Below are 22,349 nucleotides of genomic sequence, written 5' to 3'. Positions count from 1 at the left end.
TTCAGGCTCCATAACTGGTGACAAGGCCGTGTGTCAGGCGTGTCCAGCCATCAAGCAGGACAAATAGCAGCAACTTGAAAGGAAGAGAGATGGTCATGGGGGAAACCATCATCATCCCCATAGCGAGCAGAATATTAGAAATAATCAGATCGATTGCAATGAATGGCAGATAAAGAAGAAACCCAATTTCAAATGCGCGGGTTAATTCACTGACTGTAAAGGCTGGCAGCAGGATTAGTAGGCTATCTGGTTCCAACCGGTCAGCATATTGGCTTGGCCAAATTTGTCGGGTGCTATCAATAAAGAAGGTGCGCTCACTGGGCTTAATATGTTGTTTGAGAAAGTTCCGGTAAGGTGTTATTCCTTCTTCCATAAATTTTTCTACCGACTCTGCGTTGCTGAATGAAACCTCATTCTGGCGCAGATAATCTTGAGTAGCGAAACCCACTGGGGCCATGACATAGATAGTGAGGATAATTGCCAATCCATACATAGCCATATTGGGGGGGATTTGTTGTACTCCCAGGGCATTACGCAGCAAAGAAAATACCACCGCCAGTTTGAGAAAAGAGGTGGCCATCACGGCAATAAAGGGGAGCAGAGCCAATAAGGCTAGTCCGATGATAAGATCCAACTCGTTTGGTAGTTGAATCATGATTGTTTCTCCGTAAAGAGATGCTCAACCCTTACACCCAAACGTCCCTGAATGTCCACCAATCGCCCTGAACCGAGGCATTTCTGATTGACGAGAATACGTACCTCACCGTCTGGCGGAACACCAAGATCGAGTAATGAACCGGGTTGCAGGCTGGTAAGCGTATGTAAATCCAAGGTCTGACGACCAACCTCAAAACTGACATGAACCTCCAGGCTGTTTAAGTCCGTTACCGGCGTACTGTCAGGCGTGTCAGGAGAGAGTGTGTGCATAGTGATTAACTCCAGTTTATGTTCATGGTATTTAAAGTAGGCCCAAGGTCGCCCTTCCAGATGGGCTAACAGAGGAGCATCTGGTTGTTGCTGTGGGGGCAGTAGCAGTACATCCCCTGGTTCCAGGGTATGAAACTCGTCTAAAGTCAGGCTTATTGCCCCCCATTGCAGAGACAGTTGTAATGGAATGGGCAAGTACTCGCTTGGTTGACGTTTTGGCAATATGGAAAGTAAGGGCGAGGGTTCTGGTAACCAGAGTGATAATGTGGCGCCTGGCCGCTCAAGGCGTAGTAATAAGCAGACTGATAAAGAGAGTTCTGATGTGGTTTGCAGCGCGGACCATGACAGATCGGGTAGTGCTTTGCTTTGGTATTCCATCAGTGCCAGCAGCAGATCCTGAGGGAGGGAAGCCAGATTTGCTTGTTGTAGATCAGGGGCGAGCCACAGAGCCAGCTCGGTTGCATGGCAGTAAAAAGAGAAAGTATGTCCCTTCCAGTGGGCGATCAGCACCTTGTCCAGCATTGGGGGAGGCGAAACGATATCTAGAGTGAGATGACCATTAGCCCAGTTAAATTGTTGCTGATGACGGCTCAGTGTTTGACGCAGAGTCAATTCTTCCAATGAGACTTTGGGTAAGGTCAGGCTATTCATGCATCATTTTTCCATTCTTCATATACGCTGCGACTCTGGCGTGATCCGTGCTCGCTATCCGTTTGAGACGGGAGAGAGAGTTCGACAGTTTGTGTTGGATAAAGGAGCTGTAGACGTTCAAGCAGCTCAAAGCGTGCCTGCTTCAGTTGTTGCTGGGCTGCCGGGCTCGCCAAAATCTCTATTTGAAGTTTGCCATGCTCATTGGTTAGTTGAATCTCAAGAGCACCAAGGTTGGGGAGTGTCAGATGTAATGTTGGCGGACGTTGCTGCCGTGTTAGTTCGATACTGATCTCCACACTCAATTTATCGATCAGTACCTCCAGAAGTGGGGAACTGGTTGAGGTTGCGTGCATTGTAGCGAGTATACGCTCGCCTGGCAGGAGCTGTGTTTGTGGAAAGAAGGGCACTTTCCCGTCTGATTCGCCAGGATAGGAGGACTGAATGTCAGACTCTTTTGGCTTTGATGCTAATAAATGATATGTCTCGATTTCAGTAAGAATCTTTTTTTCCGTGATGCTGATTTCATTAGCATGGGGAACAGGAAAAGCCAGACCTGCCTGTTGGCGGGGAAGTCTGTCTTGCTCTTGTGTATCTTGCTGAGATCTGGATATGCCGGGTGTTGTTTGCGCCACTGCATAATATACCGGTTCATCGTTTGCATCTTTCTGTGCAGGAATAGCTGCTGTGTCAGGGTAGGCTGCAGCAGAGGGCATAATATCAACCGGCTTTAGGTTAGGGGCAGGGGTGTTCAGGTCTGGCTGGAGTGCCAGGATAGCGGGTGTTGACAGAGACTCTTTTATCTCAATAGCGATCTCATTGAGACGATCAACAGAGGCCAATAAGCTTTTCTTCTGATTTTGAGGTTGTGCGGGTACATATTGGCCTGGTAATGGATGAGGGATGACCTGTTGTGTGTCTGTCTGGGATGAGAATATGTCAGGCGTTTCCTGAGTTACTGAAAGGGATATTGGTTTGTTGTGTATGTCTTTATACGCAGAGATATTTGCTGTGTCTGGATGAGGCACAACCGCAGGTGTCATATTGGCTGGCTCAAGATTGGGAGCGTGCACTGGGAGGTCAGGCGTCGTCAGAGAGTTTGCCCTTATATCATGTTCCTGGGACGCTTTTTTTTGCTCCAGATTAGCTTGGTTCTCTTCTCTCTTATGTGAAAAAGAAGAGGGGTTATGGTATAGCAGTGGTAAGGTGTGTTTGTGCGGGTCATCAGTTGCTTGATGCGTGGAGGCGAATGGAGGAAGCTCCTCATTTGCGTCATGCGTGAAATGTAGATCCGTTGTTTTGCTGTTTGTGGCCGTGTCGGTTAATGGTTGCTCCACCCGTCGTCCTGTTGATTGACGCGTATTGGTGGCGTGAGGGGCGATAGCCAGTTCGAAACGGCGCTGCAAATCTGCGTCCGCCGCTGCGGGGGACGTTGGGAGGGCGGGGACACCTTTGCCGATAGCTGTCAGTGGGTTCATGCTCTTCTGTTTTACACTCTTTCTTGGCGATGGAACTCTTCTTGTTCCAGCTCTTCTAGGTATTCACCTTGGGCGCGGATCGCCTCTTGTTCCTGGCGACCCAATTCGTTAAATTTTTCCTGCTGCTGACGTGCGTGGTGCAATACACGTTGACACTCTTGTAATTGGCGGAGTTCCAGTTCCACTTTTTCGGTCATTTCAGCGACTTTCTTTTCCAACTGAGCTTCGTTTTCACGCAATAGTGCAATTTGTTGTTGCCAGCGCTCAAGACCTTTGCGATCAATAGGTTGGCCCTGACACAGTTCAAAAAGGCGTTGCTCTTCTGCTATTCGCCATTGACAGTAATCTTGCAAGGTTTGCAAAGCCTGTTGATGGTGTTGATGAGCCGTTTGAAGTTTCATTTGTTGCAGGGACAAATGTTGTTCAGCGCGTTCGACACGTAATGTTTTTATGCGTTGTAAACGGCCAATCATTATTTCGTTATCTGCTGTAAGAGCGCTAAAGTTTGTGGTAAATCACTTGGCTCGTGAGTACCTTGGCGCAACCAGCTACGTATTGCTTCAATGCGCGCAATGGCATTATCGGCAACAGGATCTTGCCCCTTTTTGTACTCTCCAATCTGTAACAACAGCTCAACTTCCTCATATTTAGCTAGCCAATGGCGCAACAGGCCAGCCTGAGCCTGGTGTTCCGCGGTGATAATTTGGTTCATCACCCTGCTGGCGGAACGTAACACATCAATGGCGGGATAGTGGTTAGCCGCAGCCAGCTTGCGTGACAAAATAATGTGACCATCAAGGATAGAGCGGGTTTCATCTGCCACAGGTTCTGTCATATCATCCCCTTCCACTAATACAGTGTAGAGGGCGGTAATTGAACCCTTGTCAGATTGACCGGCACGTTCCATTAACCGTGGTAAAGCCGCGAAGACTGACGGTGGGTAACCTCGTCGGGTTGGCGGTTCGCCGGCGGCCAGACCTATTTCTCGTTGCGCACGGGCGAAACGGGTCACGGAATCCATCAGCAAGAGTACACGTTTACCTTGATCACGGAAGTATTCAGCGATTGAGGTCGCCACAAACCCTGCCTTAGCTCTCTCCATCGCTGGACGATCTGAGGTAGCGACTACCAGCACTGAACGTTTCAGGCCTTCTTCACCCAGATCCGATTCGATAAATTCCCGCACTTCGCGACCACGTTCACCGATGAGTGCCAGCACGGTAACATCAACTTCGGCGCTACGAATCAACGTAGATAACAGCGTACTCTTGCCGCCGCCCGCAGCGGCAAAAATGCCCATACGCTGGCCTTCACCACAGGTCAGTAAACCGTCAATAGCCCGCACGCCGAGTGAGAGTGGGTGTTCAATCCGTTTACGACTCATGGGTGCCGGAGCATCCCGATAAACCGGGTACAAAGCTTGTGGTTCTGGTAACTGTCCGCCGGAAAATGGATTACCCAGTCCGTCAAGGACTTGCCCTAACAGGTAATCACCTACGCCAACCTGATGCATGGCTCCGGTTGGGCTCACTTCGGTATTTGAAGAGATGCCAAACATCTCGCCAAGTGGTGTCAGCAGGGCTTGATGTTGTTGGAACCCAATCACCTCTGCCAGGAGGGACAGCGTATTGTCAGGATTGCGTAAATGACAAAGTTCACCTATCCGCACACCAGGAATGACAGCCTTAAGTAGTGTGCCCGTGACTTGAGTAACCCTGCCGCGAATCTGAATTAATCGACATTCATTAATAGCATGGCGCATTTGGCCGGGAATATGGTCAAGGGAAAGCTTCATGATCGTTTATATAACCTCTGCTGCGAGTACTATAAAGAAGGGAAAGGGGAAGGGATTGCAACCTGAGTCGGGAGTTTTTAGAAAATGGTTTAGTTTGCCTAAAAATTCACGGCTGATTTTGGCATAGGCACCGGGACGGTATCTTTATAATTTGTCCATTATTAACTCTGATATGACAGGATAGGCTATGGATATTATCCAGAATCATCTTCATTCGGTAACTTTGTCAGAACCTGATGCCGGGATTACAGCACAACAGGAGCAGGCCAGGGTCGGTCAGTTTCAGGGAGAGAAAGTAGTACTGGTTACTGCATCCCAGTCTTTTGCTGATGCGGCCGAAGAGCTGACTTTTGCATTTTCGGAACGCAAGGATATGCCGCTCTCCAGACGTAAAGTTAGCGATGGACATGCCAGAGTGCGGGAAATTGAGGCGTTGGTAGGTGAGTATTTGCAGAAAGTGCCGGATCTGGAGCGTCAACAAAAGGTTAAGACGTTGATCTCTCATTTAAATAGCAGTCAGCTGACTAATATCGCCCAGTTGCAGGCTTATTTGGAAAGTTTCTCTGGAGAGGTGAGTGAACAATTCTATGCGTTGAGTCAGGCCCGTGATGTGTTGGCAGGCAGGCCAGAGGCACGTGCCATATTGACATTGGTTGAACAGGAGTTATCACGTTTAGCGCAAGAGCAAGGTATCGCTATCGAGTTAGGCGCCTGCATTACGCCTGATGCCACGGCAGCAGCTAGAGATGGGGTTGGTAATTTGCAGGCATTGCGTAACATCTATCGTGATGCCGTTATGGACTATCAAGGGCTGTCAGCGGCCTGGCGAGATATCCAGGCCAATTTCAAGAGCAGCTCCCTGATGGAAGTGACAGGATTCATCATGAAAGCCCTGAGCGCTGATCTGGACAGCCAACCGCGACAACTTGATCCTATTAAGCTGGAACGTGTGATGAGTGACATGCATAAGCTCCGTCTGCTTAACAGTTTGTCGGTTCAGGTTGAGCAGTTATGGCAAAGCGTGGTAAAGGGGGAAAATCATGGCATACGGGCCTTCTGACCTTATGGGGGATGTCGTTTCTCTGATTGAGAAACGCTGGGCCAATGTGCGGGATGTTGAAATGCTCGGTCATGCTTTGGAATTGCAGAATAGCCAAACTCAAATTCATTTCTACCGGGAGTTGAAGCGGTTGATTCGATTGATTCCGGTGGAAGTGTTCAGTGATGAAGAGCAGCGGCAAAACCTGCTTAATTCTTGTCAACTGGCGCTTGATACAGCAATTGAAAGGGAAGAAGACGAATTGTGGTCAGGAGAGGGAGCATCATGAACTGGATAGAGCCACAATTGATCCAGTTTTGTCAGGATTTGGGTATGGAGATGTCTGATGTTTCCAGTCCCTTGATCCAAATCGATTTTGAATATTCTGGCACGTTACAGATTGAGCGCTATGGTGGATCATTAACGCTTTGGCTGGCCCGTGAAATTCCCTGGCATCAGGGGAGAGATGCGATGGTTAAGGCGATGTTACTCACCTTTAGCGGTCAGGGGCCAGAACTGCCCTTACGTTGTGGCTGGCTGGGGGAAGATCGCCTATTGTTGTTCGTGACATTAGATGAACGGCATATAACGCTGCCTTTGCTGCATCAGGCATTTCGCTCCTTGTTAAGAATACAGCGTGAGGTGCTCGCTTCGTGAGTAGAATTGCCTCCGCCCATATAGGAATTGAGCAACTGACGGCGATCAGCCGGGAAGAGATAGGGGTTGGCTTGCCTGACCGCTATGCGTTATTGCCCGATGGTCAATCCGTTGAGACTCACTCTGCACGTCTTTATCCAGCCAATAAAGCTGATCAGGCTTTGTTGGCCTTTGCCTGCCCACAAGATGGGTTTCACTCTCTGTTACGTCCCCATGACTTCCGTCAGGCTGTCAGTAGCTTGCGTGCAACCTTGCAACAAGGTGATGACATCAGGGTACAGCATGCTGTCTCCCTGCTGGAAAAGATGAATCAAGATGAACAGTTGTTGCAGATGGCCCTGCACCTGTTGCACAAGGTATAACCATGACTCTTAGTTCTAAACAGCAAAGTGCTTTGCTGCTGCTCGGCTGGCTTCAACTCCAGTACGGTCACCCTGACCGAGCCCGTATTTTATTGGATGCATTGCTGGCTTTGCATCCTGAACATCAGGAAGGACGCCGTGCTTTGGTGGTTTCATTACTTAAACTGCAACAAGGGAGCGTGGCGAAAGAACATTGTGCTCTCTTACGGGATCAGGGCGAACAGAGTGAGGCTCTTTGGCTTTGCGTCAGCCGCGCTTGTCAACAGGAAGGGAACCTGGAAGAAGCACGCAGTGCTTATCAGCGTTATCTCTCTCAAGGGACCGTACTATGAATCGCGGGCTTGAGTTATTAAGCCGGATCGGCGAGCGCAAAGATATTATGCTGGCAATCTTATTGCTGGCAGTTGTCTTCATGATGATTCTGCCACTTCCTCCTTTCCTGCTGGACATTCTGATCGCCATTAATATAACCATCTCTGTCGTACTAATGATGATGGCGGTTTATATAAACTCCCCCTTGCAGTTTTCTGCCTTCCCCGCGGTATTGCTGGTGACGACCCTGTTTCGTCTGGCTCTTTCAATCAGTACCACCCGGATGATCCTCTTGCAGGCTGACGCCGGGAAGATTGTTTATACCTTTGGTAATTTTGTGGTTGGTGGAAACCTGATCGTGGGGATAGTGATCTTTTTGATCATTACCATCGTACAATTTATCGTCATTACCAAAGGTTCAGAGCGTGTGGCTGAGGTTAGCGCGCGTTTTTCCCTTGATGCCATGCCTGGTAAGCAGATGAGCATTGATGGAGATATGCGTGCAGGAGTTATCGACGTCAATGAGGCCAGGGAGAGGCGTAGCGTTATCGAGAAAGAGAGCCAGATGTTTGGTTCGATGGATGGTGCGATGAAATTTGTTAAGGGTGATGCGATTGCCAGTCTCCTCATCATCTTTGTCAATATTCTGGGCGGAATAACCATAGGCGTTACTCAGAAGGGGATGTCAGCATCTGATGCATTGCAGCTCTATGCCATTTTGACCGTGGGTGATGGTATGGTTTCTCAGGTGCCAGCTCTGCTGATTGCCATCACGGCGGGTATTATTGTTACCCGGGTTTCGTCGGAAGATTCCTCGGATCTGGGTAATGAGATTGGCGAACAGATCATTGCTCAACCAAAGGCGCTACTAATTGGTGGTGTTTTATTGGTGTTGTTTGGCCTGATTCCCGGATTCCCGACATTAATCTTTTTTATGCTTGCGCTGGTGGTGACTGGTGGGGGTTATTTCCTGTTCCAGCGTCAGCGGCAAGCCAATGCTAGTCAGCAAGCTGATCTTCCCAGCCTGTTAGCTCAAGGGGCAGGTGCCCCGGCAGCCAAATCTAAGCCTAAGGTTGGCAGTAAAGCCAAAGGCGGGAAACTCGGTGAGAAAGAGGAATTTGCGATGACGGTTCCTTTACTTATTGATGTGGATGCCGGATTACAGGCTGAGTTGGAAGCCATTTCGCTTAACGATGAATTAATACGGGTACGACGCGCCCTCTATTTAGACTTGGGAGTCCCCTTTCCAGGTATCCATTTACGCTTTAATGAGGGTATGAAGCAGGGAGAGTACTTGATCCAGCTACAAGAGGTACCCGTCGCCCGTGGTCGGCTGCGTTCAGCATATTTGCTGGTACAGGAACCAGTCAGTCAGCTGGAATTGCTGGCTATCCCTTATGAGGAAGGAGAACCACTGTTACCTAATCAGCCTACTTTGTGGGTAGCCGAAGCACATCAGGAACGTTTGGCTAAATCCGGGATGGCAGTTTTATCTATGTCTCAGGTGATCACTTGGCATTTGTCACATGTGTTGCGGGAGTATGCCGAAGATTTTATTGGTGTGCAGGAAACCCGCTATCTTCTGGAGCAGATGGAGGGCAGCTATGGCGAGTTGGTCAAGGAGGCTATGCGTATCATCCCATTGCAACGGATGACTGAGATATTGCAACGGCTGGTGGGAGAAGATATCTCTATTCGCAATACACGCGCGATTCTTGAAGCCATGGTGGTATGGGGACAAAAGGAGAAAGATGTAGTGCAGTTGACGGAATATATTCGCAGTAGCCTCAAGCGTTACATCTGTTACAAGTATGCTAACGGTAACAACATCCTGCCCGCTTATCTGTTGGATCAGCAAGTCGAGGAGCAGATTCGTGGAGGCATTCGCCAGACGAGCGCAGGGAGTTATTTGGCGCTGGACCCGGCGGTGACACAAAGTTTTCTTGAACAGATGAAAAAAACGGTAGGCGATTTAACGCAGATGCAGAATAAGCCGGTATTGATCGTATCAATGGATATTCGCCGCTATGTACGCAAGTTAATTGAGGGTGATCACCATGGCTTGCCGGTGCTTTCATATCAGGAGTTAACTCAACAGATCAATATTCAGCCTCTTGGTAGGGTTTGTCTATGAATCATGATCCACTTACTCCTTGGTTTGAGGCGCTCGGTTATTCGGTCCAGCCTCACTGTATGGGGAATAGTTCAATCCCTCTTGGTTGGTGTGTGTGGAGTGAGGGTTGTGAAATTGCCTGGCGTTATGATGCACCGCGAGTTTGGATTGTCATGTTACGCCGTACCCGGCAGCGCCGGGGACTTGCTAATCCATTTGCTCCCCTTTATCTGTTGGCGACAGCCGCTATAGACGTGCTTGGAGTGGGTAGTCGGCTTTATGGTCAAGTTAATACCTTGGCTGACTCACCTCTTAATGATGAACGCTTGTCCCGCTTTTATTGCCGTTGGACAGGGGCGAGTGAGGTGGCACCTGGCTGGTTCGAGTTAGAAGCCAGTCGTGTTATCTCGTTACATCAGATGAGAAAACAACAAAAAAAAGTCCAACTCTGACAGGAAGAATTGATATCTGTCTTTATTATAGGAGTCACTGATGCAAGAGGAACCCAATACCAAAGTACTGCAAGCTGCTGAGGAAGCCATTAAGGACAGTGATCACAGACTGCAATTGTTACAGGAGATGTGGCAGTCTCTTGGCATCAACCCAAATGTAAGTACAGAGCTGTTTGGTCATACTGATACTTCTTTGGTTCAGAATGCCGAGCAGGAGCTGCTGACAGAGGTTAATCGCTTACGAAGCAGTCATTCTCACTCTTTGGAAGAGGGAAAGCGTCTTCGCCGTCCACCTCGCATGCGTGGCATTATTGTATAAGGATTTAAAGATGGAAATTAGACCATATCAAAATGATCCACAGCTTTTCTTGGCAGATCTGGAGAAGGTTTCGCTGGATAGACTACAAGGTTCTGGATCTTCTGAGCTTGATAGTTTGGTTAAGCTTATTATCGATAAGGGTATTAAGATTGAAGCGAAATATGATTCGGGTGGGAGCAAGGTTATTATTGGCGATGGAGAGCTGTTGAAAAAACTGATTGCCTCTTTTCTGTCGGCGGAGGCGGACGCTGCTGTTAAAGGTGGTTATCTTGCTAGCCGAATAGAGAATGGGATCGATAGTGTTAAATCTCTCCTGCTTAATACCTATGAAAAAGACATACAGGGTAATCCGACGAGTAAATTAAAAACTAACTGGGAGTTGAGTGAATTCATGGCTGCCGTTCATTTTAAATTACCGAAGAATCGTCTTGATAATGCTGTAATCGATATATTTGTTTCTGTTATGTCAGGTCATGATAAAAAAAGACTCGAGTTGCGTGATGAATTGGCGGCATTGACTGCGGAGCTAAAGGTTTACAGTGTTATTCAGTCGGAGATTAATGCGAAATTAGCAGCTGATAAGAATCAGACGCTTTATATTAATGATAGTAAATCCTTCAATCTGCTGGACCATAAGAAGTATGGTTTTAGTGATAAGGCCACTTTTGAGAATAGTGCTGAATATAAGTTGTTGAGTAAGATGTTCCCTGGATTAGAAGAAATTTCTATTAAGGATTTTTTAGAAAGTCACAATAAGCAAAGTGGAGCTATGAGTGGTCTGGAGACCTCGTATGAATATAATAAGGATAATAACAAACTGGCCAACTTTTCTACTTCGGTCAATGATCGTGTAAATCCACTAAACAATACTGTCCAGGAAAAAACCACGCGTTTAAATGATGTTAGCTCTCGTTACAACGCCGCTATTGAAGCGTTAAACCGTTTTATCCAGAAATACGACAGCGTTATGCGCAATATTCTCGGCGCAATTTAAGGAATGATTATGGAGCACCAAGAAGCATCTACCACTTCTGACCAGTATGCACAAGAACTGGAGTCCTTTCTTCACGACGGCGGTACCCTTGCCATGTTGAAGGATGTCTCCAGTGATACGCTGGAGCAGCTTTATTCATTAGCGTTTAACCAGTACCAATCAGGTAAATGGCAGGATGCGCATAAGATATTCCAAGCCTTATGCATGTTGGATCATTATGACTCCCGGTTTTTTCTTGGACTAGGGGCATGCCGTCAGGCAATGGGACAATTGGAACAGGCGATCCAAAGTTATAGTTATGGAGCGATGCTTGATATTAATGAGCCTCGTTTTCCATTTCATGCTGCCGAATGCCTCCTGCAATTAGGAGAGCTTGATGGGGCCGAGAGTGGATTCTATTCGGCTCAACAGTTAGCGGCAGCTGTGCCGGAACAGGTTGCTTTAGCTGCCAGTTCTAGCGCAATGTTAGAAGCCATCACAATAAAAAGGACTCAGGAAGATGAATCTGATCGTAAATGATCCACTATGGGGCGGTTTTTCAGTTGGTGATATCCCTGCGACTACACCTTTTAAAGAGGATTATCATGTTACGCCTAGTCAGGCGGGTAATATACAACTTAATGTAGTCACGACACGGGGAGTGGCATTATCGGCACCATTGGCAGTGAGTAATACTCGTCTTGATGTTCAGCAACAAGGGAAAATAGCTAGTTTGGTCGCATCGGTTACGCAAGGAGTAACGTTGGCAGCAGGGCTGACAACAAAGCTGACAGCAGAATTGAAAGAAACTTCGCGGTTGGCTTCTCTGGCATTCTCCTCACCAGAGGAATTCGAAATTGAGCTGGGTAAGCTGACCAGCGATATTGAGCGTACTCAAACAAATCTCAAGATCCAGGATATCCAGCGGGCACGCCAGGAAAGCTTGCAGAAAATGGATGAGAACCAACAGAAGATCAAAGAAGCTGAAAACGCTGCCAAAGAGGCGCAGAAATCCGGGTTGTTCTCCAAAATCTTCGGTTGGATCAGTGCGATTGCTTCAATTGTGATCGGCGCAATCATGGTTGCTACCGGGGTCGGTGCGGTAGCTGGCGCTATGCTGATCGCCGGAGGGGTAATGGGCGCGGTGTCTCAGGGGCTGCAACAAGCGGCTCAAGACGGTTTAATCAGCAAGGAAACTATGAAGTGGCTGGGACCAGTGATGACTGCGATTGAGGTTACAATGGCTGTGGCAGCAGCAGCGGTCAGTTTTGGTGGCTCAGCAGTAGGAATGATAGCCAAGATGGGCGCTAAGATGGGCAAAATAGTGGCTGAAGTGGCATCTAAGGTTGGCAGTAAAGTTGTTGAAGTAGCGGCTAAGGCGGCGGTTGAGGTAGCGTCTAAGGTAGCAGTAAAGGCGGCAGAGTTTTCTGCAAAATTCGCTGGTACAGCAACTAATGCCATGGCTCGTAGCGTGAAAGTGGGTATGCAGGTGAGTGACATGGCTGTTGATCTAGCGAATGGTGGTGCTCAAACTGCCAATTCTGCGCTCCAGGCTAAGTCGGCTAATCGACAAGCAGATGTGCAACTTTCACGTAGCGAGTTGACGGCATTCCAGGCTGTTATGGATAAGCTTAAAGAGGAGCTGTCCCAGATGGTGGAATCTTTCCAACATGTAATGGAAATGGTTTTCCAGATGCTTAATGCCAAAGATGACATGATAAATAATCTTGCCAGCCGACCGCACGAAATTTAGGGAGTAAAAAGATGGAAACTATTAATAATGTCAGTAGTCATCAGGTGATCAATGTCAATAACAGTGTTGATATTGTGACTGATAAAAGTTCGGTGACAACAACACATGAAGCAGCTATCCAACAGCCGGAAAAAGCTGCGCGTATGGATAAAGTTAACTTGATTACACCGAAACAGGGCCTTGATCTTAGCCGGTTAGGTAATGTCAAGCAAGAATTGAGTAATACACTGGATATGCTGTCGCTACTTTTTGAGATTGCCAAGAAGATGCGTGAATTGGGTATTCTGCAGCGTGATACCGAAAATAAAGCGGCTATTGATGCTCAGAAGTCACAAGTGGATGAGATGCGTCATGGTGCCAAGCTGATGATTGCTATGGCTGTTGTTTCAGGTGTGATGACTCTTGGTTCAGGGCTGGTAGGCAGTTTCTCCGCTTTTAAAAACAGTAAGTCGGTTAAGCAGCAGAAGACGTTGGAAAATAATATTGCCGGCCGTAAGGAATTGGTCGACATTAAGCTGCAACAGCAAGGTCAGAGTGGGAAGGCGGAGCGTGCTGAACTTGGTCAAATATGGGCCAAAGAACAGCTTGCTGATAAGAATACCTTGAAATCCCTTACTCGGGATTTTGATAATCGTAATAGCAAGCAGCAGCTCTTCAGTTCAGTAATGAATTCTTTAGGAAAGATGTCTGATAATTCGGTGCAGGTAAGACAGGGGCTTTCTCAGGCCAAAGCCAAAGAGCATGAAGTTGATGCGTCTGTTGCCCAGCATGAAAAACAAAAGAGTGAAGAGCAGATATCATTGAATAACAACTTTATGAAAGATGTCTTGCAGTTGTTGCAACAACTCTCCCAGAGCCATAATCAGGCATGGCGTGCGGCGGCAGGTGTGGTGTAATTCTGGTAGTCGATAAACGTTGATATTGTAAGCATGAGCGCCCAGAAAAGGGCGCTCAAATTGCTAATAACGCTTTGGTTTTTTGGTCAGAGCTTTGATTTACCAAGACTAGTATAAAACTAAAATGACCAAGAGAACTTATCTCACGATAGTACCCCCTTGAAATAGTTATCTTCGCAGGACATTTTATAGCGCAGAATGCATTACAGAAAAATCACTTCACCTATGATTTTGCACTCGGTTTACAATCACCAGAGTGACCTTTTTATTAAAAGAATTGCCTTTGAGTGACAGAGGCATAAAAGATGATGGTAGTAAACTAACTCCCTTTTCTGCGGGAGTAACCCGTTTGCTTAACCGCGCGGTAACTTCAAGTTTGCCTGATTTCCTTCTCTGCGGGAGTAATCCATGGATGTGATAGTTATCATCAACCAAGTTTTGGCTGAATTTGCTACCAAATTTGGCTTGCCACATTTAGCGTTAAATCATGAAGGTGTGGCTGCTCTCTGTTTTGATGAGCATCTTAACCTCTCTTTGATCTTAATTCCTGAACGTGACAAATTCGTTTTACAGGTAGATGTTGCTGATATCACTGCGGTTGGGGAAGGAATTTTCCGTCAATTAGCCAGTTTTAATCGTCATTGGTATCAGTTTGATCTTCACTTTGGTTTTGATGAATCAACTCTGATGGTACAGCTTTATCGGCAAATGTCAGCCAGTCGGCTGAATCTGGCTGCTTTTGAGGAGAGCCTTTCGAGTATGTTGGATCATGCCGAGTTTTGGCAGGAGTTATTGCAGGCTCAACTTCCGACTGACTCTCAACTGAGTAACTCTCTTGGAATGCGAGTATGAAAATTGATAATTCATTGTCTATTCATTTAACAAACGTACCTCATGAGAATGACAATCTTTGTTGTGGCCGCCGGGTTATACCTGGGCATGTACCGCAAAATGTTCATGAGCCGCTTTCTGCTGTGCTGTGTAGAGGCCTTGTAATAGAGCCTGAACATGAGACAGTATTACAGCGCTTACTGGATGGGCAGTACACCCCGTTATCACAACGTAGAATTAGCCTGTTATGACCAAAATAGGGCTGGTATTGCTGTGTTTGCTGATTACCGGGTGTGTCAGTGAGGTAATCAAGAATGACGCATCACCACTGATTGAAGGGGATGTGACTATGCCAATTTCTCTGTCCAGAACAGCAAACGTTGAGCTGTCATTGCTTACTGCTGTTGAAGGAAAAGTATTGACAGTGGGTGAGATGAATTATCGCCTAAATATGTTACCTCTCACTTTTTCTATGCGTTTAAATCCACAATTTTCCCATGATGAGTTATTTTTAAGAACCCGCCTACGTTGGGATGGGAAACGAGTGGTACAAGCAAAGAGTCAACAACGAATCGTGACAGGAAAGAGAATTGTAGTGCAATTGTCTCCTTTACCTTGTTATCCAGAGTGTCTATAAGCTTGAGTAGTCAATATCTTGGGCTATTTACATTATCTTATATTGAGTAATTTTACGGGATATTTTTTTGTTTATATTATCTAATGTGTAATCTAATTGTTTTTAATATTAAATATCTATGCAATAATACACTGCATGAATTACTATCTTTATATTCTTACATTTAATATTAAAAATTTAATAATCTTGCTGATAATATTTTATTAAATCCATTTAATCATGAATGGGATAAGAATAATTATTTTAAAAATACCTGATGCCGAATTCTATATTAAGTCATGATAAGTTTAATATCCTCTGAGTCTGGAAAAACAGTTAATATTTTTTTCCTCCTCTGTTGTTTCCTGATATTTCTATCGCTTTACTATATTTGACTTTTTCACCCTCAAAATATTTAACCACATTTGTATGTGGAGGATTCCTGTAATCTTGGGAAATCCAAAATATCCTGTTAAATTCATTAATTCGTAGGGCAATGACCTTAAGATATTCATGTTGACCTCCCATCTATGGCACTGCCAGGTTGCCATTCCAATCTGTGTATTTTTCAATTGTGGTAGCCTCTGTCCAAAACTCTTCAAAATTCATCAGTGAAAGTGTGAATGGTGTTTTATTCTGGATTAACAACGTTGCGCTTATTAGTCGAATCTGCTTTATTAAATAAATTCATTTTTTGTTATCATGTGATGTGTAAACTGCATACGATACTGAAACAAAAACCTAGAATGGTATTTATCATCTCTTTGCTGAGGATAGGATTATGAGTCAATTTCACTGCAATAATATAACAATAGATTACAATGACAATGGAATTGGTCCAATAACATTGTTATTGCTTCCTGGATGGTGTGAACCTAAAACGGTTTTTATTCCATTTGAGGCGTTGGCTGTGGACTCTTTCAGAGTGATGAGCTTGGATTGGCGTAATCATGGGTTGTCCTCACAATCGGCATCGCCATTAACGCCAGAGATATTATTAAATGATATTGTTTCTTTCATTAATTCATTAAAAATAGAACAGCTTATACTGGTTTCGGTTGCTCATGCCAGTTGGATTGCTACCGATATAGCAGAGATAATGCCAGAGAGAGTATCTGCACTCGTATTTCTTGATTGGATTATGACTAACCCTGATCCTGCATTTTTTCAGTCAATCAGCGATATTCAGGATCCTGAAAATTGGATTTCAGCAAGAGATTCTTTATTTAATTTCTGGATGGGGGGAGAAAATAATAAAATCATTATGGATCATTTAATTAAAGAAATGTCACAAGTGGATTTCCCTGTGTGGGAAGCCGCCGGAAAGGCGATAGCTGGAGCATATAATAGATACGGTTTTCCTTTAGAACGATTGAAAATTTTTTCCGGATGGCATCAATGTATTCATATTTATTCTTTGGACAGAAGTGATAATTATTTACTTCAGCAGGAAAAATTTTCCTCCGAGCACTCATTCTTCCAGGTTAAGCGATTAGAAAATTCCAGGACCCATTTAGGGATACTTGAACAACCTGAAGAGGTTTATCGTGTATTAAAGGCATTTATATTAAAGGCATGATAGTCAGCCTTGCCTTTTTATTTAAGGATACGATATCGGAAAATTAAAAAATAAATTTTAAATTAGGTTTTTATAGAAAAATTAATAATGGTTGTCAGGGGTGATATTATTTATTTGGAATGATTAATGCATTAATTAAGTTATATATCTGTTAATTGTTATTAATTCCCTGATATATAATGATACACAACCGATGTTTGTTGATGAGCACGGAATTATACTAAATGTAAGTAATCACCTTACAAAATTTAAGGCTGCGCTATGTGTAGCCTTTTCTTATTCTACTGATTTCGCAGTATTCCTATTAACTCAAATTTAAGGCTACACGGCAGCCTGTGGATTCCCATTGTATCAATGGGAGGAAAGGATGAAATACATGGATAAACAGCCTGACATTTGGATGCAGCTATGGTTATGGCTGCTGTCAGTCAAAGAGCAAGGTATAGGTGCGGCATTGGCTGCTGCAATGGCTTATCTCAGAGGTCGATATAACGGAGGTAAGTTCTGGACGACAATTATGGACGCCATCATGTGCGCCATGATTGCCTGGTTTATTCGTGATGTGCTGGATTTCTTTGGTATGAGCACGGACCTGGCTTACATCGGCAGTGTCATTATTGGTTATCTGGGAACTGATTATTTCGGTCAGATCTTAAGAAAAGTGGTTAATAACAAAACAGGTAATAAGCAGAAGGAGTAAATGATGAGCAGAGGTATTCGAAACAATAACCCCGGCAATATCCGCTGGGGTGATGACTGGCAAGGTTTGGTTCCTGAATCACAGCGTACCGATAACGCTTTTTGTCAGTTTGTCAGTCCTGAATATGGTATTCGGGCAATGATTAAAATTTTGTATAATTACAATCGGAAATATGGCCTCAAGACAGTGAAAGGGATCATTTCACGCTGGGCACCCCCGAATGAGAATAACACTGATGGTTATGTTAATCGTGTGTGTAAAGACACCGGTGTTACTTGCGATCAGATTGTTGATGTGTTTAATCAGGCATTTATGACAAAACTCATTAAGGCGATTATTACCGTAGAGAATGGTAGTCAGCCCTATAACAACGAGGTCATTGATAAGGCCTTTTCACTTTTATAGGGCGATATGATGAAGTTTAACTCACACGGTTACACCTTCGTTGCCCTGGTCCTTGTCTCATTGGTGGCTCATCACTATTACGGTAAGTACACCCAACAGCTTGATACGACAGTCCAGCTACAGAGCGAGTTGCTGGAGCAACAGAATGAAATCGCCAGTCAGCAGGAGAGGATAAAGCTCCTGTCTGAACTGGATAATCAATATACAAAGGAACTTGCCAATGCCAAATCTGAAATTGATGCTCTTCGTGGTGATGTTGCCGCTGGCCGCCTCCGGTTGCGTATCGCGGCAACCTGTAATCAAAGCGAAACCGGTTCCTCCGGCAGCATGGGCAATGCAGGAACCCCACGATTTAACCCGGCAGCTGAACAAGATTATTTCGATCTCCGAAGAATGATTGTTGAGAATGAAAAGCAAACTAAATATTTGCAGGAGTATATCAAAACTCAGTGTCAATAGCTGAGTTTTGATCATGTTATTTCACAATGTAAAACAAGGTAGATGTGGGTTGGTTATCAGGCAAGTATGCTTAAAGTTAAACAGGGGATACTGTGTTTTGTAACACAACCCGATAACCATCAATATCTTCAAATGTTTTACCATTAACATCCCAGTATGGATTGTAAGAAGGAACAGTGATAAAACCAGCGGTTTCTATTAACGATATTTGACGTAACCACTCTGAATGGTCTGATATATAGAAGGCCAGTAAATTATCTTGTGTGGGTGCTCTGCCTGCTGTTGTACCATGATGATGTGTAAATTCGAGATGCCAAGGATGATCTGGATGTCCTAATATGATGCCATCAAAGTCTTCATGATTTTCGAATTGACCTAAAATAATAAACCCTAAACCTTGGCAGTACATGTTGGCAACCTGATTTAAGTTATCGGTTGGTCTGGCTATTCTTAAGATGGTTGATGTTTGCATGATAGTCCCAGTTGATAAAATTTTTATGTAATATATTCAACTTTCAGGTTTTCTGTCTCTAATATAAAACTATCAATAATAGTAGTGGATAACCGTGAAAAGTACAAAGTGGTGCTATTGAAAATTAGAATAGTCTGAAGGTGTTAATAATTAAATTACAGTCTCAAAATATTCAATATCACCCAGGGCAACCGCATGAATGATTAAATATCACTCACATTAGCAAAACCCGCCTGTAATACTCGCTCCAAAAATTGGGTTTTCATCCATATTCGTCTACGCTTCGCTTTAATGCTTAATTGACTCGTTTCTTTTTTCAGCATGTTTAACGAAATACGTCGTAATATCGCGATGTTTTCCGCCGCATTTTCACGGTAAATTTGACAATCATCTTCCTTAAACGTCACATCAAGCACCCAGTGAAGATTATTCTCTATTTGCCAATGGCTGCGTACTGCCTGAGAAAATTGTTCTTCTGTCAGTCTGGCTGAACTGATGTAGTAACGGTACTCCAGACTGGGCAATTTGCCGTTTTCTTGCCTGTATCCGATTGTGACACCCAGTGTTTTTAATCCCGTCCATTCCGGAAAATCGGTTTTGAATGTATCGGCATTCAGCACATGGCTTTCTCTGATTTCCAGACGACCATGACCCTGTTCTATCAACGCTTTTTCGGTTGTTAAGGGCAAAACGCGCTGGGCTTCCAGGGCTTTTTGAATGGCACGATGGAGACGTTTTTGGTTGTCTTTCACACTTAATAAATAATCCGCGCCGGCATCAATAATCTCCTGAGCGATCTGCGTTTGGCATCCCATCGCATCAATGGAAATCAGCGCGCCTTTCAGTTCCAACAACTTAATGAGTTCCGGGATTGCGGTAATTTCATTAGATTTTTTCTGGGTTTTAACCTGGCCGATGACCATTTTATTGGCTGTCGCATAAGCACTCACAAGGTGGAGAGCCGAACCGCGTTCTCCCGGGGCATAGGCACCCCGTAAGACTTTACCATCAATCGCCACTAATTCTCCCTGAGTAACCTGATGAACCGAACGCATCCAGTTGATAAAACACAGATTAAATTGTTCCGGATTAATCCGTGAGAGAAGCCGGGCAATCGTATCATCAACAGGGATCCCCGCCTTGAACATATTATGTTCAAGAAACCATTCATGGTGGCCTTCAATATACTCTTGGATCTCACTCCAACCATCTGCGCCGCCCAGAACAGCGCACAATGAGGCAAATAAAATATCGAATAAAGGGTAGGCGACTTTAGCGCTTTGACGGGGATCTTGAATGTCTGAGAAATGTTCAGTAAAAATATCAAAGCACATGGTTTTTGCTCTCAAAAAGAGAGTATGAGATCATAACTATTACCGTCGGTCAAATCTGATTTTTTTAACAAAATATTCACGATCTTGCCCTGCAATATCACCGAGATATTGTTTATAATGAAATCAACTTTAGTGTTTTATAATTTATCTTTTTTGATAAAACTATTGGCTGTTTTTTAGTCTTTCATCATCATATAAATCACAAAGTCACTTATGTGAACACCGGCTTGATACAAATCAGTTTGTATTTTTTCCGCCAATGTAATCTCAATCATGTATTCAATTTCGATAAATTCTGATGAATGTTCTTGTTATCTTGCATCAGAGGGACGTGGTTATTACTTTCTATTTGTAATAGTACCTTATAAAATACATTATATAATTAAATAGTTAATAAATATATTATTTGTTTGATTTATATTTATTTAATAGTTTGAATTACTCAAAAGTGTTAAGTTGATTTCTATTGTTTTTACAAAGTGATATGACCAGCAACATAGAGGCTTGTGATACTTAAGCAAAATTTTTATATTATATTATATTTTATTATATTATAATCTAGTTTTCTTAGGGAGATTATAATTAATACTAATTGATGTATTTTTTTGTTTATTATTTTTTAAGGATAAATTTCTGATGAATATTAAGGAATTAATTATAGTTCTGGCATCATCCTGTTCTATGTTATTAGGTGGTTGTACGGTTGCTCCTGGGAGTAGTCTTCCTGTTTATAATAAAGAAATAATCAATGGTAATGATAGTAACTATGATATTAATAATTTGGTAAATGTTTATCCGGTAACACCGCAGTTAATTGAAAAGTTACGAGTAAATTCTGCTATTGCACGTCCTAATCCTGAGTTAGATAAAGAATTACAGCAATATGAATACCGTATTGGTGTAGGTGATGTCATTATGGTTACTGTCTGGGATCATCCTGAATTGACAATACCAGCAGGGCAATATCGTAGTGCCAGTGATACAGGTAACTGGGTGCATTCTGACGGAACGATTTTTTATCCATATATTGGCAAACTTCATGTGAAAGGGAAAACGGTCACTCAAGTGCGTACTCTGATTACAGAGAAGTTATCAAAATATATCGAATCTCCTCAGATTGATGTAAATATTGCTGCTTTTCGTTCACAAAAAGCCTATATAACAGGCGAAGTTGCCAAGTCTGATCAACAACCTATCACCAATGTTCCTTTAACTATTATTGATGCGATTAACCATGCTGGTGGTTTGACCGAAAATGCTGACTGGAAAAGGGTTATTTTGACTCACAAGGGAAAGGAGACGATTATTTCTCTGCAAGATTTAATGCAAAATGGTGATCTGAAGCAAAATCGTCTGCTCTACTCCGGCGATATCTTATACATTCCCCGTAATGATGATTTGAAAGTATTTGTTATGGGAGAGGTCAGAAAACAGAGCACTTTGCGTATGGATCGTAGTGGTATGACCTTGACAGAAGCATTGGGTAACGCTGAAGGTATGGATCAATTATCAAGCGATGCGAGTGGAATTTTTGTTATCCGTTCATTGCGCAATATGCCTGATAATAATGGAAAAATAGCTAATATCTATCAGCTCAATGCTAAGGATGCAACAGCATTAATCCTGGGAACTGAGTTTAATTTGCAACCTTATGATATTGTTTATGTTACCAGTGCGCCAATTGTTCGTTGGAATCGAGTTATCAGTCAGTTGGTGCCAACGATATCAAGCATTAACAACCTGACTGAAACAACCCGATGGATTCGTACGTGGCCTAATTAATGTTTAATTCTATTTTGATTGTGTGTGTGGGTAATCTTTGTCGATCTCCAACAGGGGAGCGTTTATTGCGGCAGCGATTTCCTCAGAAGGAGATTTATTCTGCGGGAATATCGGCTTTGACGGATAAACCTGCACATGAGTTCTCAAGTAAGGTTGCGTCCAGACATGGATTGTCTTTGGAAGGGCATACTGCACGTCAGCTAACCAGTGAATTATGTCAGCAGTCAAATCTGATTCTGGTTATGGAAAAAAAACATATTGAGGCTGTAAACCGGATAAACCTAGGGGCAAGAGGGAAAACAATGCTTTTTGGTCATTGGCTAAGTGAAACGGAGATTCCTGATCCTTATAAATCCGATATTGAGGTTTATGAATATGTATATCAATTGTTATTTAAGAGTGCTAATGGTTGGTTAGGTAAATTATAACTTATAAGTATTTTTTGAC

At 44.0% G+C, this 22,349-nt stretch carries 28 protein-coding genes; 21 read left to right on the top strand and 7 right to left on the bottom strand.

Going from position 1 to position 22,349, the window contains the following annotated elements; genetic code table 11:
- Position 1: 1 nt before the first annotated feature.
- From sctR to sctN, 5 genes are read right to left on the bottom strand one after another with little or no spacing between them, the layout of a single operon-like run.
- Complete coding sequence (gene sctR / locus VY86_RS02325) at positions 2 to 655, bottom strand: type III secretion system export apparatus subunit SctR (protein ID WP_046973778.1); 654 nt, start codon at positions 653 to 655, stop codon at positions 2 to 4.
- A complete protein-coding gene (gene sctQ / locus VY86_RS02320) occupies positions 652 to 1,578 on the bottom strand; it encodes a type III secretion system cytoplasmic ring protein SctQ (protein ID WP_046973777.1) in 927 nt (308 codons plus the stop codon). The genes sctR and sctQ overlap by 4 nt, the downstream gene beginning before the upstream one ends.
- Positions 1,575 to 3,053 carry a type III secretion system needle length determinant gene (locus VY86_RS22470; protein ID WP_052760763.1) on the bottom strand — a complete coding sequence of 493 codons (1,479 nt, stop codon included), beginning with the start codon at positions 3,051 to 3,053 and terminating at the stop codon, positions 1,575 to 1,577. The genes sctQ and VY86_RS22470 overlap by 4 nt, the downstream gene beginning before the upstream one ends.
- A gap of 11 nt (positions 3,054 to 3,064) precedes the next feature.
- Positions 3,065 to 3,526, bottom strand: a complete 462-nt coding sequence (locus tag VY86_RS02310) for a type III secretion protein (RefSeq protein ID WP_046973776.1) — start codon at positions 3,524 to 3,526, stop codon at positions 3,065 to 3,067.
- Complete coding sequence (gene sctN, locus VY86_RS02305) at positions 3,526 to 4,848, bottom strand: type III secretion system ATPase SctN (RefSeq protein WP_046973775.1); 1,323 nt, start codon at positions 4,846 to 4,848, stop codon at positions 3,526 to 3,528. Before sctN ends, VY86_RS02310 begins: the two co-directional genes overlap by 1 nt.
- 187 nt (positions 4,849 to 5,035) lie before the next feature.
- On the opposite strand from sctN, the gene sctW reads away from it, so the two are divergent.
- The 19 genes from sctW to VY86_RS23915 all read left to right on the top strand — a co-directional run bounded on the left by sctW (position 5,036) and on the right by VY86_RS23915 (position 18,314).
- Positions 5,036 to 5,908 (top strand): type III secretion system gatekeeper subunit SctW, encoded by an 873-nt coding sequence (gene sctW, locus VY86_RS02300; protein WP_046973774.1) that lies wholly within the window; start codon positions 5,036 to 5,038, stop codon positions 5,906 to 5,908.
- Positions 5,889 to 6,176, top strand: coding sequence for a TyeA family type III secretion system gatekeeper subunit (locus VY86_RS02295; protein ID WP_046973773.1), 288 nt, complete (start codon positions 5,889 to 5,891; stop codon positions 6,174 to 6,176). Before sctW ends, VY86_RS02295 begins: the two co-directional genes overlap by 20 nt.
- Positions 6,173 to 6,544, top strand: coding sequence for a type III secretion chaperone SycN (gene sycN, locus VY86_RS02290; RefSeq protein ID WP_046973772.1), 372 nt, complete (start codon positions 6,173 to 6,175; stop codon positions 6,542 to 6,544). Before VY86_RS02295 ends, sycN begins: the two co-directional genes overlap by 4 nt.
- Positions 6,541 to 6,906, top strand: a complete 366-nt coding sequence (sctX, locus tag VY86_RS02285) for a YscX family type III secretion system protein SctX (protein WP_021323773.1) — start codon at positions 6,541 to 6,543, stop codon at positions 6,904 to 6,906. The genes sycN and sctX overlap by 4 nt, the downstream gene beginning before the upstream one ends.
- A gap of 2 nt (positions 6,907 to 6,908) precedes the next feature.
- Positions 6,909 to 7,238, top strand: coding sequence for a type III secretion system chaperone SctY (gene sctY / locus VY86_RS02280; RefSeq protein ID WP_021323772.1), 330 nt, complete (start codon positions 6,909 to 6,911; stop codon positions 7,236 to 7,238).
- Positions 7,235 to 9,352, top strand: coding sequence for a type III secretion system export apparatus subunit SctV (gene sctV / locus VY86_RS02275; RefSeq protein ID WP_046973771.1), 2,118 nt, complete (start codon positions 7,235 to 7,237; stop codon positions 9,350 to 9,352). The genes sctY and sctV overlap by 4 nt, the downstream gene beginning before the upstream one ends.
- Positions 9,349 to 9,783 carry an LcrR family type III secretion system chaperone gene (locus VY86_RS02270; RefSeq protein WP_046973770.1) on the top strand — a complete coding sequence of 145 codons (435 nt, stop codon included), beginning with the start codon at positions 9,349 to 9,351 and terminating at the stop codon, positions 9,781 to 9,783. The genes sctV and VY86_RS02270 overlap by 4 nt, the downstream gene beginning before the upstream one ends.
- A 40-nt stretch (positions 9,784 to 9,823) precedes the next feature.
- Entirely contained in the window at positions 9,824 to 10,102 is a 279-nt protein-coding gene (locus VY86_RS02265; protein WP_046973769.1) for an LcrG family type III secretion system chaperone, read from the top strand.
- Positions 10,103 to 10,112: 10 nt separating this feature from the next.
- Complete coding sequence (locus VY86_RS02260; RefSeq protein ID WP_046973768.1) at positions 10,113 to 11,096, top strand: virulence-associated V antigen; 984 nt, start codon at positions 10,113 to 10,115, stop codon at positions 11,094 to 11,096.
- A 9-nt stretch (positions 11,097 to 11,105) separates the two neighbouring features.
- Positions 11,106 to 11,615 carry a SycD/LcrH family type III secretion system chaperone gene (locus VY86_RS02255; RefSeq protein ID WP_046973767.1) on the top strand — a complete coding sequence of 170 codons (510 nt, stop codon included), beginning with the start codon at positions 11,106 to 11,108 and terminating at the stop codon, positions 11,613 to 11,615.
- Positions 11,596 to 12,828 carry a type III secretion system translocon subunit SseC family protein gene (gene sctE / locus VY86_RS02250; RefSeq protein ID WP_046973766.1) on the top strand — a complete coding sequence of 411 codons (1,233 nt, stop codon included), beginning with the start codon at positions 11,596 to 11,598 and terminating at the stop codon, positions 12,826 to 12,828. Before VY86_RS02255 ends, sctE begins: the two co-directional genes overlap by 20 nt.
- Before the next feature lie 11 nt (positions 12,829 to 12,839).
- Positions 12,840 to 13,724: a YopD family type III secretion system translocon subunit gene (locus VY86_RS02245; protein WP_046973765.1), complete on the top strand. Its 885-nt coding sequence runs from the start codon at positions 12,840 to 12,842 to the stop codon at positions 13,722 to 13,724.
- Between the two features lie 408 nt (positions 13,725 to 14,132).
- The gene (locus tag VY86_RS02240; RefSeq protein ID WP_046973764.1) at positions 14,133 to 14,576 is read left to right on the top strand and encodes a type III secretion system chaperone; all 444 of its coding nucleotides are present in this window, start codon (positions 14,133 to 14,135) and stop codon (positions 14,574 to 14,576) included.
- Positions 14,573 to 14,806 carry a T3SS regulon translocated regulator ExsE family protein gene (locus tag VY86_RS02235; RefSeq protein WP_046973763.1) on the top strand — a complete coding sequence of 78 codons (234 nt, stop codon included), beginning with the start codon at positions 14,573 to 14,575 and terminating at the stop codon, positions 14,804 to 14,806. The genes VY86_RS02240 and VY86_RS02235 overlap by 4 nt, the downstream gene beginning before the upstream one ends.
- Positions 14,803 to 15,192, top strand: a complete 390-nt coding sequence (locus tag VY86_RS02230; protein ID WP_046973762.1) for a YscW family type III secretion system pilotin — start codon at positions 14,803 to 14,805, stop codon at positions 15,190 to 15,192. The genes VY86_RS02235 and VY86_RS02230 overlap by 4 nt, the downstream gene beginning before the upstream one ends.
- A gap of 760 nt (positions 15,193 to 15,952) precedes the next feature.
- The gene (locus VY86_RS02220; RefSeq protein WP_046973760.1) at positions 15,953 to 16,750 is read left to right on the top strand and encodes an alpha/beta hydrolase; all 798 of its coding nucleotides are present in this window, start codon (positions 15,953 to 15,955) and stop codon (positions 16,748 to 16,750) included.
- Positions 16,751 to 17,117: 367 nt separating this feature from the next.
- Positions 17,118 to 17,450 (top strand): phage holin, lambda family, encoded by a 333-nt coding sequence (locus tag VY86_RS02215; protein ID WP_046973759.1) that lies wholly within the window; start codon positions 17,118 to 17,120, stop codon positions 17,448 to 17,450.
- A 3-nt stretch (positions 17,451 to 17,453) separates the two neighbouring features.
- On the top strand, positions 17,454 to 17,855 hold the full coding sequence (locus VY86_RS02210; RefSeq protein WP_046973758.1) for a structural protein: 402 nt from the start codon (positions 17,454 to 17,456) through the stop codon (positions 17,853 to 17,855).
- Between the two features lie 6 nt (positions 17,856 to 17,861).
- Positions 17,862 to 18,314 (top strand): lysis protein, encoded by a 453-nt coding sequence (locus tag VY86_RS23915; protein ID WP_238591563.1) that lies wholly within the window; start codon positions 17,862 to 17,864, stop codon positions 18,312 to 18,314.
- Positions 18,315 to 18,390: 76 nt separating this feature from the next.
- Here VY86_RS23915 and VY86_RS02200 read toward each other — a convergent pair whose 3' ends face one another.
- Complete coding sequence (locus VY86_RS02200; protein WP_046973756.1) at positions 18,391 to 18,786, bottom strand: VOC family protein; 396 nt, start codon at positions 18,784 to 18,786, stop codon at positions 18,391 to 18,393.
- Between the two features lie 203 nt (positions 18,787 to 18,989).
- Positions 18,990 to 20,120 (bottom strand): ISAs1-like element ISPlu17 family transposase, encoded by a 1,131-nt coding sequence (locus VY86_RS02195; RefSeq protein ID WP_046973755.1) that lies wholly within the window; start codon positions 20,118 to 20,120, stop codon positions 18,990 to 18,992.
- 636 nt (positions 20,121 to 20,756) lie between these two features.
- Here VY86_RS02195 and VY86_RS02190 point away from each other — a divergent pair.
- Positions 20,757 to 21,902 (top strand): polysaccharide export protein, encoded by a 1,146-nt coding sequence (locus VY86_RS02190; protein WP_046973754.1) that lies wholly within the window; start codon positions 20,757 to 20,759, stop codon positions 21,900 to 21,902.
- Entirely contained in the window at positions 21,902 to 22,330 is a 429-nt protein-coding gene (locus VY86_RS02185) for an arsenate reductase/protein-tyrosine-phosphatase family protein (RefSeq protein WP_046973753.1), read from the top strand. Before VY86_RS02190 ends, VY86_RS02185 begins: the two co-directional genes overlap by 1 nt.
- Positions 22,331 to 22,349: the final 19 nt, after the last annotated feature.

Source organism: Photorhabdus thracensis, from assembly GCF_001010285.1.
Taxonomy (GTDB): domain Bacteria; phylum Pseudomonadota; class Gammaproteobacteria; order Enterobacterales; family Enterobacteriaceae; genus Photorhabdus; species Photorhabdus temperata.
The sequence above is the reverse complement of the archived record's forward strand: the minus strand, read 5'-3'. Positions and strand labels throughout refer to the sequence as shown.

Excerpts from the sequence above, each read along its gene's own strand:
- sctR (WP_046973778.1), bottom strand. The coding sequence starts at position 655 with ATGATTCAACTACCAAACGAGTTGGATCTTATCATCGGACTAGCCTTA.
- sctQ (WP_046973777.1), bottom strand. The coding sequence starts at position 1,578 with ATGAATAGCCTGACCTTACCCAAAGTCTCATTGGAAGAATTGACTCTG.
- VY86_RS22470 (WP_052760763.1), bottom strand. The coding sequence starts at position 3,053 with ATGAACCCACTGACAGCTATCGGCAAAGGTGTCCCCGCCCTCCCAACG.
- VY86_RS02310 (WP_046973776.1), bottom strand. The coding sequence starts at position 3,526 with ATGATTGGCCGTTTACAACGCATAAAAACATTACGTGTCGAACGCGCT.
- sctN (WP_046973775.1), bottom strand. The coding sequence starts at position 4,848 with ATGAAGCTTTCCCTTGACCATATTCCCGGCCAAATGCGCCATGCTATT.
- sctW (WP_046973774.1), top strand. The coding sequence starts at position 5,036 with ATGGATATTATCCAGAATCATCTTCATTCGGTAACTTTGTCAGAACCT.
- VY86_RS02295 (WP_046973773.1), top strand. The coding sequence starts at position 5,889 with ATGGCATACGGGCCTTCTGACCTTATGGGGGATGTCGTTTCTCTGATT.
- sycN (WP_046973772.1), top strand. The coding sequence starts at position 6,173 with ATGAACTGGATAGAGCCACAATTGATCCAGTTTTGTCAGGATTTGGGT.
- sctY (WP_021323772.1), top strand. The coding sequence starts at position 6,909 with ATGACTCTTAGTTCTAAACAGCAAAGTGCTTTGCTGCTGCTCGGCTGG.
- sctV (WP_046973771.1), top strand. The coding sequence starts at position 7,235 with ATGAATCGCGGGCTTGAGTTATTAAGCCGGATCGGCGAGCGCAAAGAT.
- VY86_RS02270 (WP_046973770.1), top strand. The coding sequence starts at position 9,349 with ATGAATCATGATCCACTTACTCCTTGGTTTGAGGCGCTCGGTTATTCG.
- VY86_RS02265 (WP_046973769.1), top strand. The coding sequence starts at position 9,824 with ATGCAAGAGGAACCCAATACCAAAGTACTGCAAGCTGCTGAGGAAGCC.
- VY86_RS02260 (WP_046973768.1), top strand. The coding sequence starts at position 10,113 with ATGGAAATTAGACCATATCAAAATGATCCACAGCTTTTCTTGGCAGAT.
- VY86_RS02255 (WP_046973767.1), top strand. The coding sequence starts at position 11,106 with ATGGAGCACCAAGAAGCATCTACCACTTCTGACCAGTATGCACAAGAA.
- sctE (WP_046973766.1), top strand. The coding sequence starts at position 11,596 with ATGAATCTGATCGTAAATGATCCACTATGGGGCGGTTTTTCAGTTGGT.
- VY86_RS02245 (WP_046973765.1), top strand. The coding sequence starts at position 12,840 with ATGGAAACTATTAATAATGTCAGTAGTCATCAGGTGATCAATGTCAAT.
- VY86_RS02240 (WP_046973764.1), top strand. The coding sequence starts at position 14,133 with ATGGATGTGATAGTTATCATCAACCAAGTTTTGGCTGAATTTGCTACC.
- VY86_RS02235 (WP_046973763.1), top strand. The coding sequence starts at position 14,573 with ATGAAAATTGATAATTCATTGTCTATTCATTTAACAAACGTACCTCAT.
- VY86_RS02230 (WP_046973762.1), top strand. The coding sequence starts at position 14,803 with ATGACCAAAATAGGGCTGGTATTGCTGTGTTTGCTGATTACCGGGTGT.
- VY86_RS02220 (WP_046973760.1), top strand. The coding sequence starts at position 15,953 with ATGAGTCAATTTCACTGCAATAATATAACAATAGATTACAATGACAAT.
- VY86_RS02215 (WP_046973759.1), top strand. The coding sequence starts at position 17,118 with ATGAAATACATGGATAAACAGCCTGACATTTGGATGCAGCTATGGTTA.
- VY86_RS02210 (WP_046973758.1), top strand. The coding sequence starts at position 17,454 with ATGAGCAGAGGTATTCGAAACAATAACCCCGGCAATATCCGCTGGGGT.
- VY86_RS23915 (WP_238591563.1), top strand. The coding sequence starts at position 17,862 with ATGATGAAGTTTAACTCACACGGTTACACCTTCGTTGCCCTGGTCCTT.
- VY86_RS02200 (WP_046973756.1), bottom strand. The coding sequence starts at position 18,786 with ATGCAAACATCAACCATCTTAAGAATAGCCAGACCAACCGATAACTTA.
- VY86_RS02195 (WP_046973755.1), bottom strand. The coding sequence starts at position 20,120 with ATGTGCTTTGATATTTTTACTGAACATTTCTCAGACATTCAAGATCCC.
- VY86_RS02190 (WP_046973754.1), top strand. The coding sequence starts at position 20,757 with ATGAATATTAAGGAATTAATTATAGTTCTGGCATCATCCTGTTCTATG.
- VY86_RS02185 (WP_046973753.1), top strand. The coding sequence starts at position 21,902 with ATGTTTAATTCTATTTTGATTGTGTGTGTGGGTAATCTTTGTCGATCT.